The 18,815-nt window shown below is 58.5% G+C and carries 11 protein-coding genes; 4 read left to right on the top strand and 7 right to left on the bottom strand.

What is annotated here, in order from left to right:
- Positions 1-24: 24 nt before the first annotated feature.
- A complete protein-coding gene (trxA, locus tag Mal65_RS05945; protein ID WP_145294799.1) occupies positions 25-357 on the top strand; it encodes a thioredoxin in 333 nt (110 codons plus the stop codon).
- A 148-nt stretch (positions 358-505) separates the two neighbouring features.
- On the opposite strand, the gene Mal65_RS05940 is transcribed toward trxA, so the two are convergent.
- Positions 506-1,666: a DegT/DnrJ/EryC1/StrS family aminotransferase gene (locus Mal65_RS05940; RefSeq protein WP_145294796.1), complete on the bottom strand. Its 1,161-nt coding sequence runs from the start codon at positions 1,664-1,666 to the stop codon at positions 506-508.
- A 568-nt stretch (positions 1,667-2,234) separates the two neighbouring features.
- On the opposite strand from Mal65_RS05940, the gene fusA reads away from it, so the two are divergent.
- A complete protein-coding gene (fusA, locus tag Mal65_RS05935; RefSeq protein WP_145294794.1) occupies positions 2,235-4,319 on the top strand; it encodes an elongation factor G in 2,085 nt (694 codons plus the stop codon).
- A gap of 160 nt (positions 4,320-4,479) precedes the next feature.
- Here the strand turns inward: fusA and Mal65_RS05930 are convergent, their stop codons facing one another.
- Complete coding sequence (locus Mal65_RS05930; RefSeq protein WP_196784610.1) at positions 4,480-5,331, bottom strand: metallophosphoesterase family protein; 852 nt, start codon at positions 5,329-5,331, stop codon at positions 4,480-4,482.
- A gap of 45 nt (positions 5,332-5,376) precedes the next feature.
- Entirely contained in the window at positions 5,377-6,546 is a 1,170-nt protein-coding gene (locus Mal65_RS05925; RefSeq protein WP_196784609.1) for a dGTP triphosphohydrolase, read from the bottom strand.
- 534 nt (positions 6,547-7,080) lie between these two features.
- Between Mal65_RS05925 and uvrA the strand changes: the two genes are divergently transcribed.
- Positions 7,081-9,621 carry an excinuclease ABC subunit UvrA gene (uvrA, locus tag Mal65_RS05920; RefSeq protein WP_390621887.1) on the top strand — a complete coding sequence of 847 codons (2,541 nt, stop codon included), beginning with the start codon at positions 7,081-7,083 and terminating at the stop codon, positions 9,619-9,621.
- A gap of 36 nt (positions 9,622-9,657) precedes the next feature.
- On the opposite strand, the gene Mal65_RS05915 is transcribed toward uvrA, so the two are convergent.
- From Mal65_RS05915 to Mal65_RS05900, 4 genes are all read right to left on the bottom strand, one after another.
- Complete coding sequence (locus Mal65_RS05915) at positions 9,658-10,524, bottom strand: DUF1571 domain-containing protein (protein WP_145294788.1); 867 nt, start codon at positions 10,522-10,524, stop codon at positions 9,658-9,660.
- A 147-nt stretch (positions 10,525-10,671) separates the two neighbouring features.
- Positions 10,672-12,378, bottom strand: a complete 1,707-nt coding sequence (locus Mal65_RS05910) for a hypothetical protein (RefSeq protein ID WP_145294785.1) — start codon at positions 12,376-12,378, stop codon at positions 10,672-10,674.
- Between the two features lie 312 nt (positions 12,379-12,690).
- Positions 12,691-13,305, bottom strand: a complete 615-nt coding sequence (gene rdgB, locus Mal65_RS05905) for an RdgB/HAM1 family non-canonical purine NTP pyrophosphatase (protein ID WP_145294783.1) — start codon at positions 13,303-13,305, stop codon at positions 12,691-12,693.
- Between the two features lie 182 nt (positions 13,306-13,487).
- Positions 13,488-14,627 carry a hypothetical protein gene (locus tag Mal65_RS05900; RefSeq protein ID WP_145294780.1) on the bottom strand — a complete coding sequence of 380 codons (1,140 nt, stop codon included), beginning with the start codon at positions 14,625-14,627 and terminating at the stop codon, positions 13,488-13,490.
- Between the two features lie 447 nt (positions 14,628-15,074).
- Here Mal65_RS05900 and Mal65_RS05895 point away from each other — a divergent pair, with 447 nt between their 5' ends.
- Entirely contained in the window at positions 15,075-18,815 is a 3,741-nt protein-coding gene (locus Mal65_RS05895) for a DUF7133 domain-containing protein (RefSeq protein ID WP_196784607.1), read from the top strand.

The following is an 18,815-nucleotide window of genomic DNA, read 5'->3' as shown; positions in this document are numbered from 1 at the left end:
CGTACAAAACGAGAGACCACTGTCATGGCTTCCGATGCTGTCAAAGAATTCACCGACGACAATTTCGACTCCGAAGTGCTGCAATCGGACCAACCCGTCTTGGTCGACTTTTGGGCACCCTGGTGCGGCCCTTGTCGTCAAATCGCTCCCATGATCGATGAACTGGCTGGCGAAAACCCGTCGGTCAAAATCGGCAAGATCAACATCGACGATAACCCCGGCGCCGCCCAGCGTTTCGGCATCAATAGCATCCCGACGCTGTTGGTTTTCAAAGGCGGCGAAGTCAGCGAGAGCTTCGTGGGCGTTCGCCCCAAGGCCGCGCTGCAAGAAGCCCTGGATTCGGCGGCAACGTCTTGATTCCAAGGTGACGCCTTTTGGCATCCGATTCACGAAACAGGCCGCATGCGAATCATCGCACGCGGCCTGTTTTCGTTGGTCTTTCAAACGAGGCAGTCAAATCCGCCCGCCAAAACGGCGGTTCGGTGGGACCACAGCCCCGGTTCGTTCAGGCGGCCTTCTTGGCTTCGCCCGACTGATAGAACTGACCGACCACTTCGACGACTCGGTTTTGTTCTTCCACGGTCAGCGACGGGAAGATCGGCAGGTTCAAGATCTCGCGGCTGGCCCGCTCGGTCTCGCTCAAATCGCCGGCTTTGAAGCCGATGTTTTCAAAGCACTCTTGCTGGTGCATCGGCACCGGGTAATAGATTTCCGAACCCACACCATTGTCGGCCAAGTACTGGCGGACTTCGTCGCGTCGCCCGTCGGCGATGCGAATTGAATACTGGTTCCAGACCGAGAAAGCGTTCTCGTCGATCACCGGCAAGGTGACCGGGCCGTCTTCGACCAAACCGGCTTCGCGGAACAAGTGGTGATACCGCGTGGCGTTGGTGCGCCGGCCTTCGACGGCCTGGGGCAAGTGATTCATCTTCACCCGCAACACGGCGGCCTGGAACGTGTCCAAGCGGCTGTTGATGCCCACCACCTTGTGATAATAGCGGGGCCGCATGCCGTGGCCGGCGAACAAACGCAGCCGATCCGCGAAAGCTTCGTCATTGGTCGTCAGCATGCCGCCGTCGCCCATGCCGCCCAAGTTCTTGGTCGGATAGAAGCTGAAACAGCCCACGGTTCCCCAGCTGCCGGCGGGACGTGAATGATAGGCCGCACCGATCGACTGGGCGGCGTCTTCGACCACCGGAATATCATGCTCGGCGGCGATCTGACAGATCCGGTCAATGCGGGCACACTGTCCGAACAGGTGCACGGGAATGATGGCTGCCGTTTTGGGGCCGATCAGCGAATCCAGCTGGTCGACATCCATGTTGTAGGTGTCCGGATCGATGTCGATGAAGACCGGCGTGGCGCCCAGTCGCGTGATGCAGCTGACCGACGCGAAGAAAGTAAAGCTGGGAACGATCACTTCGTCGCCCGGGCCGATGTTCAGGGCCATCAGGGCCAGCAACAAGGCGTCACTGCCGGAGGCACAACCGACGGCAAATTGGGCTTGGCTGTATTTGGCGACTTCCGATTCCAGTTCGACCACATCGGGGCCGAACAGAAAGCGTCCGGAATCCAGGACGCCGGCCAGGGCGCTCATGAATTCTTCACGATAAGGGCGATTGTCGCGGTTGACGTCCAACAGCGGAACAGAATTCGGGCCTGGCATGGTTCGATGACCTTCCTTGGATGAATGCAGAAGCTCGGCCGCCTTGCCGAGTTGAACACTGACAGGACAAGTTGTTAGACGCGGCCGGGGCGTGGGTCAATAGAAGAAAAATGGCCCTCGGCCGGTGCGACGGATGCTTGGCCGTCGCGGCAATTTGATCCGGGCGCTGGCCGCCCCGTTTTTGGGTCGACTCGACGGATCCGACGCAGGGGCTCTTGCGTTTCCCCAACGGTCATGCAAGATAAAAAACCACGCCGAAGCAGCGATATCGGGTCCGGCGTCCCAAACCTCCACCCCGCCCCGGACCGGCCAACCGACGGGCTCCGATCGGTCCGCGCCCGGAGTCCGGGATACTTCGTCGCACCTTTGCCCTTCCAATCTGGGCAAAGCTTTGCGATATTTCTGCTTCAAACGCCTCGCCCGAGCCGCATCAACAACACAATTGTCCAGGCCCGCGACATCGATCTTCCGGGGCGCCTTGTATTAAATCGCGACGCGAATCGTCTGACGCGTCGAATCCGGAACACGTCGAATCCCATCGCCGGCGCCAGTAGAGGTTTAGAAGAGTATGAAATTGGAGAAGGTTCGCAACATCGGGATCAGTGCCCACATTGACTCCGGCAAAACCACCCTCAGTGAGCGGATCCTGTTTTACACCGGCCGTATTCACAAGATCGAAGAAGTCCGCGGGGACGGCGACGGCGCGACCATGGACCACATGGAGCTGGAGCAAGAACGTGGAATCACGATCACCAGTGCCGCGACCAGCGTCGAATACAAAGATCACGCGATCAACCTGATCGACACCCCCGGTCACGTCGACTTCACCGTCGAAGTGGAACGTTCGCTGCGTGTCTTGGACGGTGCCGTCTTGGTTCTGTGTGCCGTCGGCGGCGTGCAAAGCCAGTCGATCACCGTCGACCGCCAAATGAAACGCTACAACGTTCCCCGTTTGGCATTCATCAACAAAATGGACCGCACCGGTTCGAACCCCCGGCGGGTCGTCGAACAGTTGCGTGAAAAGCTGGGCGCCGACGCCTTCCTGATGCAGATCCCGATCGGTATCGAAGACAACTTCCGTGGCGTCGTCGACTTGATCGAAATGGTCTCCTACACCTTCGATGGTGATCAGGGTGAAAAGGTCGTCACCGGCGAAATCCCCGCCGACTTGAAAGACGAAGCCGAAGAACAACGCGTGCACATGCTGGATTCGCTGTCCAACTACAGCGATGAAGTCATGGAATTGCTGCTCAGCGAAGAAGAAGTCCCCAAGGACATGATCTATCGCGTGACCCGTGACGCCGTCTTGAACGGTGCCACCCCGGTCTACATGGGCACCGCGTTCAAGAACAAAGGCGTCCAGCCGCTGTTGGATGCGGTCACCCAATACCTGCCCAGCCCGCTGGATCGCGAAGTCAAAGGTCGCGACCCGTCGGACGAAGAAAAGCGAATCGAACTGAAACCCGATCCCGATGCTCCGTTCGTCGGCATGGCTTTCAAGATCGTCGACGATCCGTTCGGCCAACTGACCTTCATGCGGATCTATCAGGGCACGATCGAAAAAGGCGGCACCTATGTGAACCAACGGACCGGTCGCAAAGAACGGTTCAGCCGTATCGTTCGCATGCACAGCGACAAGCGAGAAGAAATCGACAAAGCGACCGCCGGGGACATCATCGCCGTCATGGGCATCGACTCGGCCAGTGGTGACACCTACAGCGTCGAACGTGATTTCTGCACGCTGGAATCCATGTTCGTCCCCGAACCGGTCATCAAGATTGCCGTGACGCCGACCAGCCGCAGCGACGGCGACAAGATGGGCAAGGCACTGCAGCGTTTCCGCAAGGAAGACCCCACCTTCCGCGTCGAAACCGACGAAGAGACCAACGAGATCCTGATCTCCGGCATGGGTGAATTGCACCTGGAGGTTTACATCGAACGGATCCGCCGCGAATACGGCGTGGAAATCGAAGTCGGTGCTCCGAAAGTTAGCTATCGCGAAAGCCCGACCAAGACCGTCGAATTCAATTACAAGCACAAGAAGCAAACCGGTGGTAGCGGTCAATACGCTCACATCGTCGGCAAGCTGTCACCGATCGAATCGGACAGCGAAGACAGCTTTGAATTCGAAGATCACGTCGTCGGTGGTCGTATTCCCAAGCAATACATTCCGGCAATCCAAAAGGGATTCGTCGACAGCCTGGGTAAAGGCCCGGTCGCCGAATACCCGGTGGTCGGCACCCGGATCGACTTGGATGACGGCAGCTATCACGAAGTCGACTCCTCGGAAAAGGCGTTCTACACCGCCGCACAAGGCTGCTTCCGCGAATACTTCAAGCAAGCGTCGCCGAAGCTGCTCGAGCCGATCATGAACGTCGAAATCGAATGCCCCGAGGATTTCCAAGGGACCGTCGTGGGTGACGTCATCCGCCGCCGCGGTGTGATGACCAGCACCGACGTTGTCGACGGAAACAGCATCATCCAAGCCGAAATCCCGCTGGCCGAAACCTTCGGTTACGCCACCGACCTGCGCAGCATGACGCAAGGTCAGGGATCGTTCAGCATGGAACTGGCCAAGTACAGCCAAGTGCCGTCGAACATCCAAGAAGAAATCATCGCCGCCAAGAAAGAAATGTTGGCCGCCGCGAAGTAATACGTTTGATCGTCAAACATCACGAAAAGCCTCGCCGATCACCGGCGGGGCTTTTTTTGTAACTCGACGGGAACCTGAAAGCCCAGCGTCCTTCTTCGTCCGCCGGGCACCGCGTTACAACTTCGCCGCGGGCCTCGCGACATCACTCAAGCCACGCGGTTCAAGCCGAACCGTCCAGGCCGTTCAGACCGCCCCGTTCGATCAAGCCTTCGATCGCCGGATGGCCATAGTCGGCCGCCCCGGTGTACACCCGCAGATTCTGGGCTCGGCGATAAACGCCACGGTGATGGGTGTGCCCACACAACACCTCCAGATTCATCCGGGGGCGCCGCGACGCAACGTCATCCAAGCACTCGCCGACTCGGCCGCAAACAAAGTAGGGCGCCCATTGATCGTCGGCGATTCGGCCTTCATACCAACAGCTCTCGCGATAAGGCGGAACATGCGTGGCCACCCAAACGGTCGTTGCCACGTCGGGCACTTGCATCAGCTTCTGTCGTAAACGATCCGCCGATTCGTCGCCTTGCGCCCGCAGCGTTGCCAAACGGTCATCGGTGGTGCGACCGCGCAGGTCATCGATCTGCTGAAAATCTTGCAAGCGGATCGGGCTGGTGCGCGCGTCCCCGATCACTCCGTCGCCCCAACCGTCTTCACCCACCAAGAAAACATCATCGGCCAGTCGAATCGGTTCGCTGTCGGTCAGATAGACCAGCCGCGAGGATTCGCGAGCCGCCTGGACTGCACGACGCCGCGTCTGGGCGACGGACCCGCCATAGAAATCATGATTGCCCAGGACAAAGTAAATCGGGCACGTCACGCAAGTCGCCAGACGATCCAGCTGGAACCATCCGTCGTCACCATCGCTGATGTCACCGGTGATCAGCAAAGCGGTCGGATCACTCGATCGTAACGCGTCGCACCACGGGTCCCAACGACTGGCCGGCACATGATTCAAATGCGGGTCGGTGATCCAAGCGATGCGAAACAATGCACGTTCATCAAATGCGGACACGGGCGGCCGAAATAATCTTGCCGCCACCAAAGATCGCCCCGAACATTACCAGTCGGCCAGCGGACCATCATCGTTTTGACAGATATGGCGATACTGGGCATCACAAAACGTGTCCGTCATCCCGGCCAAGTATTCACCGATGACACGTGGCACGCTGTGGTGTTCACATCGTTCACGGAATCGCAGCGGCAACCGTCCTGGCGACGCCAACAACGTGTCGAACAATCGACGCAAACGGTCACCCGCCGATCGTCGCACATCCATCAACCGCGGATGCCGATAGACGGCGTCGAACAAGAAGGACTCCAGTTCGCTGCGTTCCCGGGCGATCACATCGCTGTGATGGACGCGAATCCCTTCACTGCTGATGTCTTCGGCACGATAGCCCGACAACGGTCGCAAACGTTCCAAAGCACCGTGCAACAAATCGCTGACTTGCAGATCGATCAATTCGTGAACCAATGACTGACGCACATACTTGCGTTGAATCTGGCTGCCGGCATCGGCGATACGATCCAGCGAACGCCGCACGATGGCCAATTCGGAAAGCTCTTCGATCGTCAGCAAACCCATCTGCAGTGCGTCGTCCACGTCGTGCGCGTCATAGGCAATGCTGTCGGCCAAATCGACGATCTGAACTTCCAGCAACGGCGCCCGACCGACGGCGGCTTCCGCCTTGTGGGCTCGCACGTCTTGTCCGGCCAGCGTTTCGCGGCACAGATTCAATCCGGCAAAGTCTTGATAACGTTGCTCCAATTCCTCGACGATCGTCAACGCGAATTGGTTATGCGAAAAACCGCCGACGTCTTCCAAGCATTCCGCCAACACGTCTTCGCCGCAATGACCGTAGGGCGGGTGGCCGATGTCGTGCATCAAAGCCAAAGCCTCGGTCAAATCTTCATTCAATCGCAACACTCGGGCGATCGTGCGGGCGACCGACGCGACTTCGAACGTGTGGGTCAAACGCGTGCGGTGATAGACACCCATTTCGCCGGTGAAGACTTGCATCTTGCCGGCCAAGCGCCGAAACGCGCTGCTGTGCAGTATTCGGTCCCGGTCGCGGCTGAACGGTCCGCGGTACGAATGCCCGTATTCATCGTGAATGCGGCCCGCGGTGTCACGGCTGTGCATCGCATAACTGGCCAGCAACAGGTGTTCGCGGTCGGCGTACCGGCTGAGGTCAATCATCGGCGTGGCTTCGTGCGACAGTGACATTGCGATCGGTTTAAAGGCGGATGAGGCAAGCGTGCGGGTCGATTCGACGAACCCAATGCAGTGGATTTCGCGTCATGCCAGGGCCACCACCGGCCATCGGCGGTACCGCAGCACAGCCAGGTAGCAGTCACCGGGGCCCTGCCAAACGGCGGCGCCGGAACCCTGTCTTCAAGGATAGGACGTGTTTTGGGGCGCGTCGATCGCAATTTGCCCGCCGCACGGACGGCTGCATCCCCCCCCCGAACAAACCGAACAGGCATCCATACGCCTTCGGCAATCGTCCGCACACCGCCGTGCCCGGCATGGGGAATGCATGCCCAAGCTACCCACTGCCATAAGATTCGGTCATCATCGTCGACTTGCCGACCGTTTGCGTCTTTCCCGCTTTTGTTGCGACCAACCTTGCCGAAATCCAAGTCCACCGCATCCGCCAAGTCGACGCCCCGCTCATCCAACCGTCGCCAAACGGGCGCCCGCAAGTCGTCCGGCCGCAAACCCCGTTCGACATCGGCCGGCCCTGCTAAGACCGACGCGATTCGTATCCGCGGCGCCCGCGTCCACAATCTGCGGTCGATCGACGTCGACTTGCCCCATCACGCGATCACGGTGATCACCGGCGTTTCGGGCAGCGGCAAGAGCTCGTTGGCTTTCGACACCCTGTTTGCCGAGGGACAGCGACAATACATCGACAGTCTGTCGGCTTATTCGCGTCAATTCCTGGACCAGATTCCAAGGCCTGACCTGGACAGCATTGACGGGCTGGCTCCCACACTTTCGATCGACCAAAAAGCCGGCACGACGGGATCACGCAGCACCGTCGCGACGATCACCGAGATCTATGACTACCTGCGTTTGCTGTTCGCTCGCATCGGCGTCGCCCATTGTGTGCAATGCGGCAGCGCGGTGTCGCAGTTATCACCCGACGCGATCCTGAAGCGACTGGCCGATCGCCCCGACGGGACACGCATGATGCTGTTAAGCCCGATGGTCCGCGGACGAAAGGGTGCCCATCGCGATGTGTTCGAAGCCATCCAGAAAGCCGGACTGGTTCGCGCCCGCGTCGACGGCGAGGTCCACGCCATCGACGAAGTCCCCTCGCTTTCGGTCCGCAAGGATCACACGATCGAAGCGGTGGTGGATCGCCTGGTCATCCGCGAAGGCATCGAATCACGTTTGCACGATTCGGTCGAATTGTCACTGCGGCTGGGCAACGGCAGCCTGGTCGCGCTGACCGAAAATGAATCCAAGTCGTGGGACGAAGAACTCTTCAACACGTCGATGTCCTGTGCAGAATGTGGAACCAGTTTTGCCGAGGTCGAACCACGAACGTTCAGCTTCAACAGCCCCTACGGCGCATGCCCGACCTGCGACGGCCTGGGCGAAATCGTCGTTCGCGAAGGCAAGCGTTCCGGTGCGACCCGCATCACCGCCATTTGCCCGGAGTGCGATGGTGCCCGTATCGGACCAGTCGGGCGCGGTGTCAAAATCGCCGACGTGAACATCGCCGAATTGACCGCGATGCCACTGGATCAATCGCTGGAATGGTTCGGCAGACTGCACGAGCGTTTGGCCGGACATGGCGACGAGACGCTGGAACAAAAGATCGCCCATCCGATCGTGGATGAAGTCCAACGGCGGATCGGATTCCTGCGAAATGTCGGCGTCGACTACCTGACACTGGACCGACGCGGCGACACACTTAGCGGCGGTGAACTTCAACGCGTTCGCCTGGCCACCAGCATCGGCAGCGGGCTGGTCGGTGTCTGTTATGTCTTGGATGAACCGTCGATCGGATTGCATCCAGCCGATCACGGCCGACTGATCGATGCGATCATCCAATTGCGTGATCAAGGCAACACGATCGTGATCGTTGAACACGACGAAGCCACCATTCGCGGCGCGGATCACCTGATCGACATCGGTCCGGGTGCGGGCACCGCCGGCGGTGAACTGATCGCCAGCGGAACCCCGGACGCCGTATCTCGTGATCCCAAAAGCTTGACCGGTGCTTACCTGCGCGGCGATTCCCGGATTCCCATCCCCACGACACGCCGCGACTGTGGCCAAGCCAAACAATTGGTGCTTCACAAAGCGGCCACGCACAATCTGAAAGACGTCACCGTATCAATCCCGCTGGGTTGCCTGGTCGGTATCAGCGGCGTTTCCGGCAGCGGCAAAAGCTCGCTGATCAATGACACGCTGTATCCGGCCGTCGCCCAGTCACTGGGATTGGTGACCGATCCACCGGGCCCTTACCAACGACTGGAAGGTGCCGACGCCATCGACAAACTGATTGCGATCGACCAAGCCCCCATCGGCCGGTCACCACGCAGTTGCCCGGCGACCTACAGCGGCGTGATGGATGAACTTCGCAAAGTGTTCGCGACCACGCGGCAAGCGAAATCGTTGGGCTTCGCCGCCAACCGATTCAGCTTCAATTCATCGGCCGGTCGCTGTGACCTTTGCGGCGGCTTGGGGATGGAAAAGATCGAGATGAATTTCTTAAGCGATCTCTATGTCACCTGCAGTCGATGCGCGGGCAAACGATTCAATCGCCAGACGCTACAAGTGCGTTTCAAAGGACACAACATCGCCGACGTCTTGGACCTGACCATCGATCAGGCGGCGGAGTTGTTTGAAAACATCCCCAAACCCTATCGGCAACTGTGTTCGCTGCAGGATGTCGGCCTTGGCTATTTACACCTTGGGCAATCCAGCACCACGTTAAGCGGTGGCGAAGCTCAGCGAATCAAGTTGGGGACCGAATTGTCCCGACCGGCCACCGGTCAAACGCTGTACGTCATGGATGAACCGACGACGGGATTGCACTTTGACGACGTCGCGCGTTTGGTCGGCGTGATGCAACGCTTGGTTGATGCGGGCAACACCGTGCTGGTCATCGAGCACCAATTCGACTTACTGGCCGCGTGTGACCACATCATCGACCTTGGACCGAGTGGCGGTTTGGGCGGTGGCAACATCGTGGCAACGGGCACGCCCGAAAACATTGCCGAAAACACGAATACACCCAGCGGTGCAGCGATGGCGCACGCACTTGAATCGGCGGGCCGTTGAACCGTGCTGCTTTGACGACAAAATCGCCAAGCGGATTCACCAGCCGTATTCAGGATTGCTGGTATCGAAGTCCTTTTCCGACAGCCCCACATTCACCTGGATATCTTCGAAGGTGTAGGATTCCAACAGCGGTGCGTCGTCTTGGCCCTCGCTTGGCCATCCAAAACTTTGATACTTCAGAATCAGACTGCGCTGTTGGTCGATGAAGATTTCCGCCAGTGAAAAATCATCGACGCGGCCGGATGGCTTGGAACGGTTGACCTGAATCAGCGTCGCGGTTTGACCGTCAAATGGCACATCTTTCTGGATGACGACCGACACATTTGGATCGCCAAGATCGGCTTGGCCGCGTTCGTACAACAGTTCGACCATTCGTGTTTGGCCCAGTTCACTGATCGGGTAACGTTGCCCCTGCATCGCCAGCGCGCCGTTGGGATCCAGTGGCGGAATGGGAACCAATCCCAGCATGCCGGTTTCCTTGACCCACAGTTTGCCGTCGGTCAGATCTTCCGCCCAAATGACTTGACGTCCATCATCGCTGCCGGGTTCCAAGAACTTCAAATACACCCGCATCGGCGCCCCCGGTCGCCCGCCACGGTGGCGTGTTTGAACTTTCATGAACATTTTGGACACCGGGCTTAGAACGCCGTTGGCGTCGCGTTCCTGCTTGACGAATGTTGCGGTGTAATCGTCGACGTTGGCGACCAACGACTCTTTGGCCTGGGCAGCCATTTCCAACACGTCCTGCAGGGTGGCTTTAGCGGCAGAATCCTGGTCGATCAAAACGGACGTCGGCGCCGCATCCGTCTGGACACTTTGTTGTCCCTCGGGCCAGAACAACAGCACCGTTGTGACCACCACAAAAACGCCAGTGGCCAGGATCCATGTTTTTCTTTTCGACATACGTTTGACGCAAGTGATTTGCGTCCAACGGCAAACCGGTTGGCCGTGGACGTCGTAGGTTGCCAATACAAAAAAGCTGGAGACACCCTCGTGGGATGCCTCCAGCCTTCAACATTTTACTCGTTCCGCCAATGCGGTCGACGATGCTTAGAAGTCACCGTCGGCTTGCTTGGCCGCCTGACCGGCTTGGATTCCGGCACCGACGGCCTTCAGCACGCCTTCGCCGATGACCAGATTTGCCTTTTGGCCGCTGGGGATGGAATTTGCCGTGAACTCGACCTGACCCGACAGGTTTTCGTTGGTCAAGGATTGCACCATGGCATCGATCACCGGATTCGATTCGATCGAACGCACGTACTTCAAGATCGGCAACATCAAGATGCGTCCTTGCGACAACGCTTCACCAGCGGCTTGATTCGTGGTTCCTGAATCAATCAGTTCTTTGGCCAAATCAACGCTGGCGTCTCCGATGGCCACATAGACCGCTTCGTCGGCCGTGCCCACGTAAACCTTCAGCACGTCGCCGAGCACTTTACGCGCTTCGTCTTCGCTTTCCGGAACGTCGGCTTCGATCAAGTGGATCGTCACGCCGCCGTACTCGGACATGTCGAACTTGAATCGCGGCGTGTTCGGCTTGCCTTCCAACTTGGCCGCCAAATCTTTGACGACTTGGGCCGCTTCATCACCGTCGGAAACGAACGTTCCCATGGCGAACTGCAATGATCCCGTGTCGGCCAACAGAACACCGCCGGCGTCGGTCTTGCCTTCGGCGATCGAATCCATGACCAATCCGGCAACCGCGTCAATCAATTCGTTGACGTCGGCCATTTCGTCTTCGTTCAGTTCGTCGGATTGTTCCAACGCCTTTTTGACCATGGTGACCGAACCGCTGATGCTATCGCGGCTCTGTTCCACCAATGCCGGACCCAGCGAAGCGGCACCGTGGAAATAGGCCGCGGCATCGTCACGAATCACGCTGGCAAATCGCGACGGGATCGGCTGTTGGTCGCTGTACATCGCACTCAACTTGCTGCCATCCACGGCGACAAATCGAGAATCAAATTCCAACTGTTTGGCTTCGACGTTGGTGTTCCAGCCGACAAACAATTCTTCGGTGTCTTCGATCAACTGTTCCAGCTGATCCAAAGTCGATTCGGCGTACGCGGCGGACTCATCATCGCTGCCGCCTTGTCGTTCCATGGCTTGTTCAAAGCCCTGACGCAGTTGTCCGATCAACATCGCACGAACATTGGCGGGGACCAATTGCATCTTCAGCTGAACCGCCAGGTCATAGTTGTTGCCCATGCCGGCGAACAACGTGGTCGGATCATTCGGGACGGTCGACAGCATTTCGCGTTTGCGGGACACGATCGCCCAGTCACCGCTTTGCTTGATGTAGATCACAGTTCCCGCGACGCTGATCACGTAGGTTCCGTCATCCAGTTCGTCGAAACCGCCCGTTTGCGCCTCGACCGTTTTCAGCACGGTGCGGACGTCTTTGGTCGGAATCAGGGCAACCGGTTCGGGGGCGCCGTTGACCAAGGGCAATGTGATGGCGATCGGCTGGGTGGTGTCCACGCCGTTGGTGAACATCGCACTCATGCCCAAAAAGATCCCGGCGGCCTGTGGCTGGCCTACGGCGGACGCCAGGTACTGCACGTCCTTTTGCAGCTTGCTGACGCTGCCGAGCGTCAAGACGACCACCGGTTCGGAAACCTGACCGCCGGCGGCCGGGTTGGACGATGGCGCCAGTTGCTCTTGGGCTTGCGCAATGCTGCCGGCGGTCGGAACCGCGGCCACCAGCATCGCTACAACAGCCGCACGCAGTGAAAGCGTCCGGAAAAGGGAACTCATCGGTTTTTCATCCTTAGATGTCGGGACTTCAGAACTGGAAAACTCATTTTTGCCGTCGCACCCGTGCAAATTCAGGTCCACAGCGTTCTAAACAGTTTTACCCCTGGTACGGCCCGCCGGTTTCAGCGGCCGTCGGAAATTCAAATTTTGATCCGTGAATTGTTTCCAAAGGAAACCCACCCGTACTCGGGCAGCACTTGCCGACACATGGTGGTCCAGCCACCCAAAATTGCACATGCCGGTCCGGTAATGACCGCCTGTTCGATGTGGGCACCACCGCGGTGATGCCGGGGCGCGGGATTCCGATCGGATTCAGGCGACGCCGTCGGAATCGATCAGCCGCAAAAAACGCGGCAAAAACTGACGAAGCGCCCGGCTGCGGTGGCTCAGTGCCTGTTTGACCACCCAGTCCAGTTGCCCGAACGTTTGATGGTATTCACACAACTGAAAGATCGGGTCGTAACCGAACCCGCCCTGACCGTGCCGCTCGGTAATGATCCGGCCACGACAGATGCCTTCGGCCGTCAGGCGGACCGCACCGTCGGGGTCCGAAAGACAGAAAGAACTGGTGTAGTGGGCCGACCGACGCTCCGGTGGAACCCCCTGCAATGCATCCAATAACTGATTCAAATTCGCCTCGTCGTCTTGTGCCGGACCTGCATAGCGTGCCGAGAATACACCCGGGGCCCCATCCAAAGCGTCCACGGACAAGCCGCTGTCTTCGCCCAAGACCCAGACGCCTAAGTGCTTCGCCTGCTGGCAAGCTTTCTTGGCAGCGTTTTCGGCAAATGTCGTCCCGTCTTCGACCACATCGATCGGGTCGGAGAAATCCGCCAGCGTTTTCAGCCGCACACGATCGGCGGGCATCATGCGTTGGATTTCGACAAGCTTCTTTTGATTGCCGGTTCCCAAGACCAGTTCGAACATCAATGCATCAACCGTCGATTCGGAACTTACGGACGGACGTGTCGGCCGAACCGGCGTGGACGCTGCCCCGCTTGCATCCCGATGGCCCTCATTCTCAAGCTCAAAAGACTCGAGCTTGAAAAACCGTGTTTCGGATCAAGGGCCATGCTTCGGTTGACTTTGACCGACGTCGGCCGGCCAGTCTATCGACTGAACGCGCGGCTGTAGAGGCTGCGTTTGGACGGCTTGGGAACGGCGATCGGCACCGGCTGGACATCGAACGGGATGTTCGCGACGTGATTGGCGGCCGTCTGGTTGTTCTGTTTCAGCTTGCCAGATTGAGCCAGTTGGCGGTTGACGTCTTCGGACACGTTGAACGCCCGATACTTGTCCATCACCTGACGAATTTCGCGTGCGTATTCAAACGTCCCATCGGGCAGTTCACGTCCCAGGTTGTCAAACCCGCCGATCGTCACGATCGACTTGTCACGATCATGGAACTGATACGCTTGGACGCCCTGTTTCCGCAATTCCGTCACCATCTTGCCCGCGTCGATGGCGCACTTGTCCAGACGTTCGGGGCTGGGGGTAAAGTTCTGTTCGAATTTACCGTTGGCGATCAAACCGAACCCTTGGAACGTTCGCACCACGACGGTGTATTTCGCATCGCACTGCAGCAAGCTGTGCGGCATGTCCTTGTTCAAGCTTTCGACGAACGAATCGACACGTGGCGATTGAAAATACTCCGGCGGCAACATCGGATTGCGAGTCATGAAAGCGGTCGACATCGGACCGGCTTCATCGTCGCGTGATTCAAGCAATTTTTGGTGAACCGCTTTGATCGCCGTCACCGGATTCATCAAATTCGTTTCCTCCGCCATCACCTGTTGATCGTTGAAAATCGCCGGCGTCGCGGACTTGATTTGACGCAAGTGTTTTTCCGCATTGGGGTGTTCCAAATCGTCATACTCGCCCACCAAGACGGCGTAGGCTTCGTATTCATAAGGATTGGCGTAGCGTACCCGTCGCGTTTCGTGCGGCTTGGCTTTGGGCCCATCGGTAAAGTCAAACTTTTCCTTGTACACGAACGTCGGCAGATTCATGCTGCCACTAAGTTCGCCGGCCAAGCGTTCGGCTTTCTCTTGGCTGTTGGGGCCCACGAAGGTGTGAGCCAAAATCATCCAAGGCCCATCTTCCACCGCCAACGCACGACCATTGGCGGCCGTTTCAATCGGCTTGGCGGATTTGTTGAACATCCGCGACAAGAACTTGGGAGGTTCGGCGACGGCCGGCATCGCGGTCGCGATCAACAGGATCATCATCGATCCGGTGGGACGGTTCATGGATCTGCTTTCCGGTGACGGGGGGAGGGTGACGGTGAAGCGTTCGCCTTGACCGCGATCACGCCACGGCGCAATGGACGGTCTGAACGGCGGACATATCAAAACCGTCCGATCGGGCGAAAGACGGCTTGGAAAATTCCCGCGACGTCGATTCACCAGGCTCGCCATGCCGCCAAATACAGATTCTGCGCAGCCTGTTTTGGCCGCATCGATGGCCACGCCCGGTGGATCGGGGGGCGTCCTAATTTCTATTGCCCCCGATAGGGAACACCCGCTACGCTGCCGCCGGCGTGAACCGGAATTGCGCCGATTGCCCCCACCGAATGAACCGCCATGGAAGGATTGTCTGCGATGGTTCGCTTCCGATTTTGTGACTCCGGCGCACCCCGCTGCGCCGTGACGTCCATCGCCAGCCATTGGATTTTCGGCCTCGGAATGATCGTGCTGATGAGTCCGATCGTCGCCAGTACGGCCCGTGCCGAAGAAGCCCAGTGGATCTGGACCAGCGGCACGCAAGCCTCCGATGCCGTTCCACCTGGCGAAACGTGCTATATCCGCAAAGCCATCAACCTGCGTGTGGCGGCCGAAGCGATCATCGAAATCACTGCGGACGACGAATACGCGTTGTTCGTCAATGGCCACAGCGTCGGCCAGGGCGAATCGTCCCGTGACATGCAGCAATACGATGTCAGCCAATACATGGACGTCGGTCGCAACATGGTGGCGGTCGCCGTGACCAACCGCACCGGCACCACGGCGGCCTTGGCGGCTCGGGTTAGCGTCCGCCCGGAAAACTCCGACCAGTGGTACACCTTCAGCACCGATGATTCTTGGCTGACCAGCATCGAAGCGGAACAGAACTGGCAATCCGCCGTCTACAACGATCGGTCTTGGACGCCCGCCAGCATGTTCGGCCCCTTGGGCGACACCGCCCCGTTTGATCAAAGCCAAGACGTCGTTGCCGAAGCCGAAGTGGAACGCAAAGAGCGGTTCCAAATTCAAAAAGGATTCGGCGTCCAACGCATCCTGAAAGACGACAGTATCGGCAGCGTCATTTCGATGGCCTTCAACGAGTTCGGCCACCTGTTGCTGTCTCGTGAAAACGGACCGCTGTTGTTGGTCCATGACAAAGACGATGACGGCATTCCGGAAAACGTTCGAACCTATTGTGATGAAGTCAAAAATTGCCAAGGCATCTTGCCGCTAAACGGCGACGTCTATGTGACCGGCCAAGGCCCCGACGGCTGGGCGTTGTATCACCTGCAAGACTTGGACCGAAACGGTTCGCTGGAAGAAATCGAAACCGTTCTGAAGTTCGCGGGCAAAGGCGGCGAACACGGCCCGCATGCCTTGCGTCTGGGCCCCGACGGCATGATCTATATCTCGATCGGTGGCCAAGCCCAAATCAAGGGCCGAACGGGCAAAGGCGAAACGCTGATCAATGTTTATGAGGGTGACCTGCTGCCACGTTATCAAGATCCCGGTGGTCATGCCCGTGGCGTCAAAGCCCCCGGGGGCACCCTGGTCCGAACCACCACCGACGGCAGCGTGGTGGAACGAGTCGCCGGCGGCATCCGCAACGCCTATGACTTCGTCTTTCATCCCTCCGGCGCACTGTTGGTGCACGATTCGGATATGGAAGCCGACGTGAACACCCCGTGGTACCGCCCGACCGCATTGTTCGACGTGACCGAAGGCGGCGAAATGGGTTGGCGTCCGGGATGGGCCAAGTGGCCAAATCACTACTACGACCGCCTGCCGAATTTGCTGGACACCGGTCGTGCCAGCCCCACCGGCGCCGTCACTTACGAACACTACATGTTCCCGATTCGCTATCACAACACGGTGTTCTTGGCCGATTGGTCGGGCGGACGCATCCTCAGTGTGCGTCTGAAACCGCGTGGTGCCAGCTACATCGCCGACAGCGAAGTCTTCCTGCAAGGTTCCCCGTTGAACGTCACCGATGTGGATGTCGGTCCCGATGGCGCGTTGTACTTCTGCACCGGCGGTCGCAAAACCGCGGGCGCGGTCTATCGCGTGGTCTACAAAGGCGAAATCCCGGATCGGATGAAACAACTGGGCACCGGGATCGCCGCCGCCGTCCGCCAGCCTCAACTGGATGCTGCTTGGACGCGTCAAGAAATCGCCGCGATCAAACGTGATCTGGGCGAAGATTGGGCGGCACAAGTCGCCGGTGTCGCTTACAGCGATGACAATCCACCCCACTATCGCGTTCGTGCCCTGAACCTGATGGAACTGTATGGTCCGACACCCAACGAAGCCCTGTTGATTCAGCTAAGCCAGGCGGCGGCCGAATCGGTGCGTGCAAAATCGGCAACCCTGTTGGGACTGCATCCCAGCGACCGAGCCGCCGAACGCTTGGAAGAAATGCTGACTGACGACGACCCGATGGTTCAACGTGCGGCTTGCGAAGCAATCCTACGCAGCGACCAACTTCCCGAATCGGCCGAAAACGTACTGCCGCTGTTGGCCAGTGACGATCGAACCCTGGCGTTCGTCGGACGACGCGTCTTGGAACGCATCCCCACCGACGTTTGGGCTGACGATGTCTTGGCTTCCGAAAACCGACGTATCGCTCTGGTCGGCCTGCTGGCTTTGGTCATTGCCGAACCCACCGAAGCCAACGCGCTGGACGTGATCGATCGTGTCAACGTGATGATGGACGGATTCCTTAGCGATGCGGACTTCATCGATCTGCTGCGATTGGCCCAAGTCGCTTTGCATCGCGGCCAAATCGATCCCGCGCAAGTCCCGGAATTGGCCACTCGTGTCGCCCAAGAATTCCCGGCCGGTGAATCACGCATCAATTACGAAGTGATCCGCTTGGCGGGATACCTGCAATGCAGCGATGTGGTTCCGCGTGCCTTGGAATACCTGACCTCCGATGCGGATAACGATGACAAGACACTGGTCGCGATGAGTCTGCAGTTCATCGAACACCCGTGGACCGCCCGCCAGCGATTTGAATTGCTGAAGTATTTCGAAAACGCCGCCAACGACGTCCAGTCCGGTGCGTTGTCGATGTACATGATGCATGCGACTCGTGATTTCGCACGCAAGCTGTTGGCCGAAGACATCGACGCTATCTTGGAACAAGGTGCGACATGGCGAAACGCAGCCCTGGCGGCGATCTATCAACTGAAACGACCGATCGACGCCGACACCGCACAAACCCTGATCGGCTTGTACGAAGACTTGGCTGACGACGAACGCAACGGCGAAGTCGAACGCCGTCTGCGAACCGGTGTCGTTGCCATGCTTGCGACCTGTCCCGATGACGTGGCGCAAGAATATCTGCGACAACTATGGCGTGACGAACCAAACCGCCGCAACATCCTGGCCATGGCGTTGGCTCAACACCCCGATGGTGACAACTGGGATTACCTGATCCGCAGCCTGGGCATCGTCGAAGACGCAGCCGCCAACGAAGTCATCAACGCTTTGCAAAAGGTCCCGTTGGCCACCGACGATCCGATGGCTTTGCGACAGCTGATCCTGATGGGCCTGCGATTCGAATCGACCGGTCGAAATTTCGAACCCGTGGAAAAACTGCTGGAACACTGGACGGGTCTGCAGCGTCCCGAAGATGCGACAAAGGAAATGCGTCCCTGGCAAAAATGGTACGCCAAGACCTATCCGGATCGTCCGCTGGCCGAATTGCCCAAGAAAGATCTGTCACGTTGGGACTTTGACCAACTGGTAGCCGTGCTGAACAGCAACGACAGCACCGAAGCAGATCCACACATGGGTGCCGAAATTTTTGCCGCGCAAGCCTGTGCCAGTTGCCACACCGTGGGCAACAACGGGGAATCGGTCGGCCCCGATTTGACCAACATTTCACGGCGATTCACTCGACGCGAAATTGTCGAATCGATCCTGTACCCGTCACACATCGTGGGACGTGACTTTGCGTGCAAGAAAGTGGTCACCCTGCAAGGCGACGTCTACATCGGCATCGTTACCGAACGAAGCGATGGCGGTCTTCAGATTCGCGACAGTAACAACGAAGTCGCGATCGTGGACGCCGACCAAGTCGACCAGATCTTGCCCAGCAGTATCAGCATCATGCCCAGCGGCTTGCTGGACGATCTGTCACTGCAAGAAATCAAAGACCTGATGTCGTACCTGGGTGTGGTTGAACCGGTCGATGTCGCCAGCCGTCCGTAA

Source organism: Crateriforma conspicua (assembly GCF_007752935.1).
Classification (GTDB): Bacteria; Planctomycetota; Planctomycetia; order Pirellulales; family Pirellulaceae; genus Crateriforma; species Crateriforma conspicua.
This window is presented reverse-complemented; position numbering and strand designations above follow the sequence as displayed.

What these genes read in the sequence shown, in the direction of transcription:
- trxA (WP_145294799.1), top strand. Translation starts at nt 25, where the DNA reads ATGGCTTCCGATGCTGTCAAAGAATTCACCGACGACAATTTCGACTCC.
- Mal65_RS05940 (WP_145294796.1), bottom strand. Translation starts at nt 1,666, where the DNA reads ATGCCAGGCCCGAATTCTGTTCCGCTGTTGGACGTCAACCGCGACAAT.
- fusA (WP_145294794.1), top strand. Translation starts at nt 2,235, where the DNA reads ATGAAATTGGAGAAGGTTCGCAACATCGGGATCAGTGCCCACATTGAC.
- Mal65_RS05925 (WP_196784609.1), bottom strand. Translation starts at nt 6,546, where the DNA reads ATGTCACTGTCGCACGAAGCCACGCCGATGATTGACCTCAGCCGGTAC.
- Mal65_RS05915 (WP_145294788.1), bottom strand. Translation starts at nt 10,524, where the DNA reads ATGTCGAAAAGAAAAACATGGATCCTGGCCACTGGCGTTTTTGTGGTG.
- Mal65_RS05910 (WP_145294785.1), bottom strand. Translation starts at nt 12,378, where the DNA reads ATGAGTTCCCTTTTCCGGACGCTTTCACTGCGTGCGGCTGTTGTAGCG.
- rdgB (WP_145294783.1), bottom strand. Translation starts at nt 13,305, where the DNA reads ATGTTCGAACTGGTCTTGGGAACCGGCAATCAAAAGAAGCTTGTCGAA.
- Mal65_RS05900 (WP_145294780.1), bottom strand. Translation starts at nt 14,627, where the DNA reads ATGAACCGTCCCACCGGATCGATGATGATCCTGTTGATCGCGACCGCG.
- Mal65_RS05895 (WP_196784607.1), top strand. Translation starts at nt 15,075, where the DNA reads ATGAGTCCGATCGTCGCCAGTACGGCCCGTGCCGAAGAAGCCCAGTGG.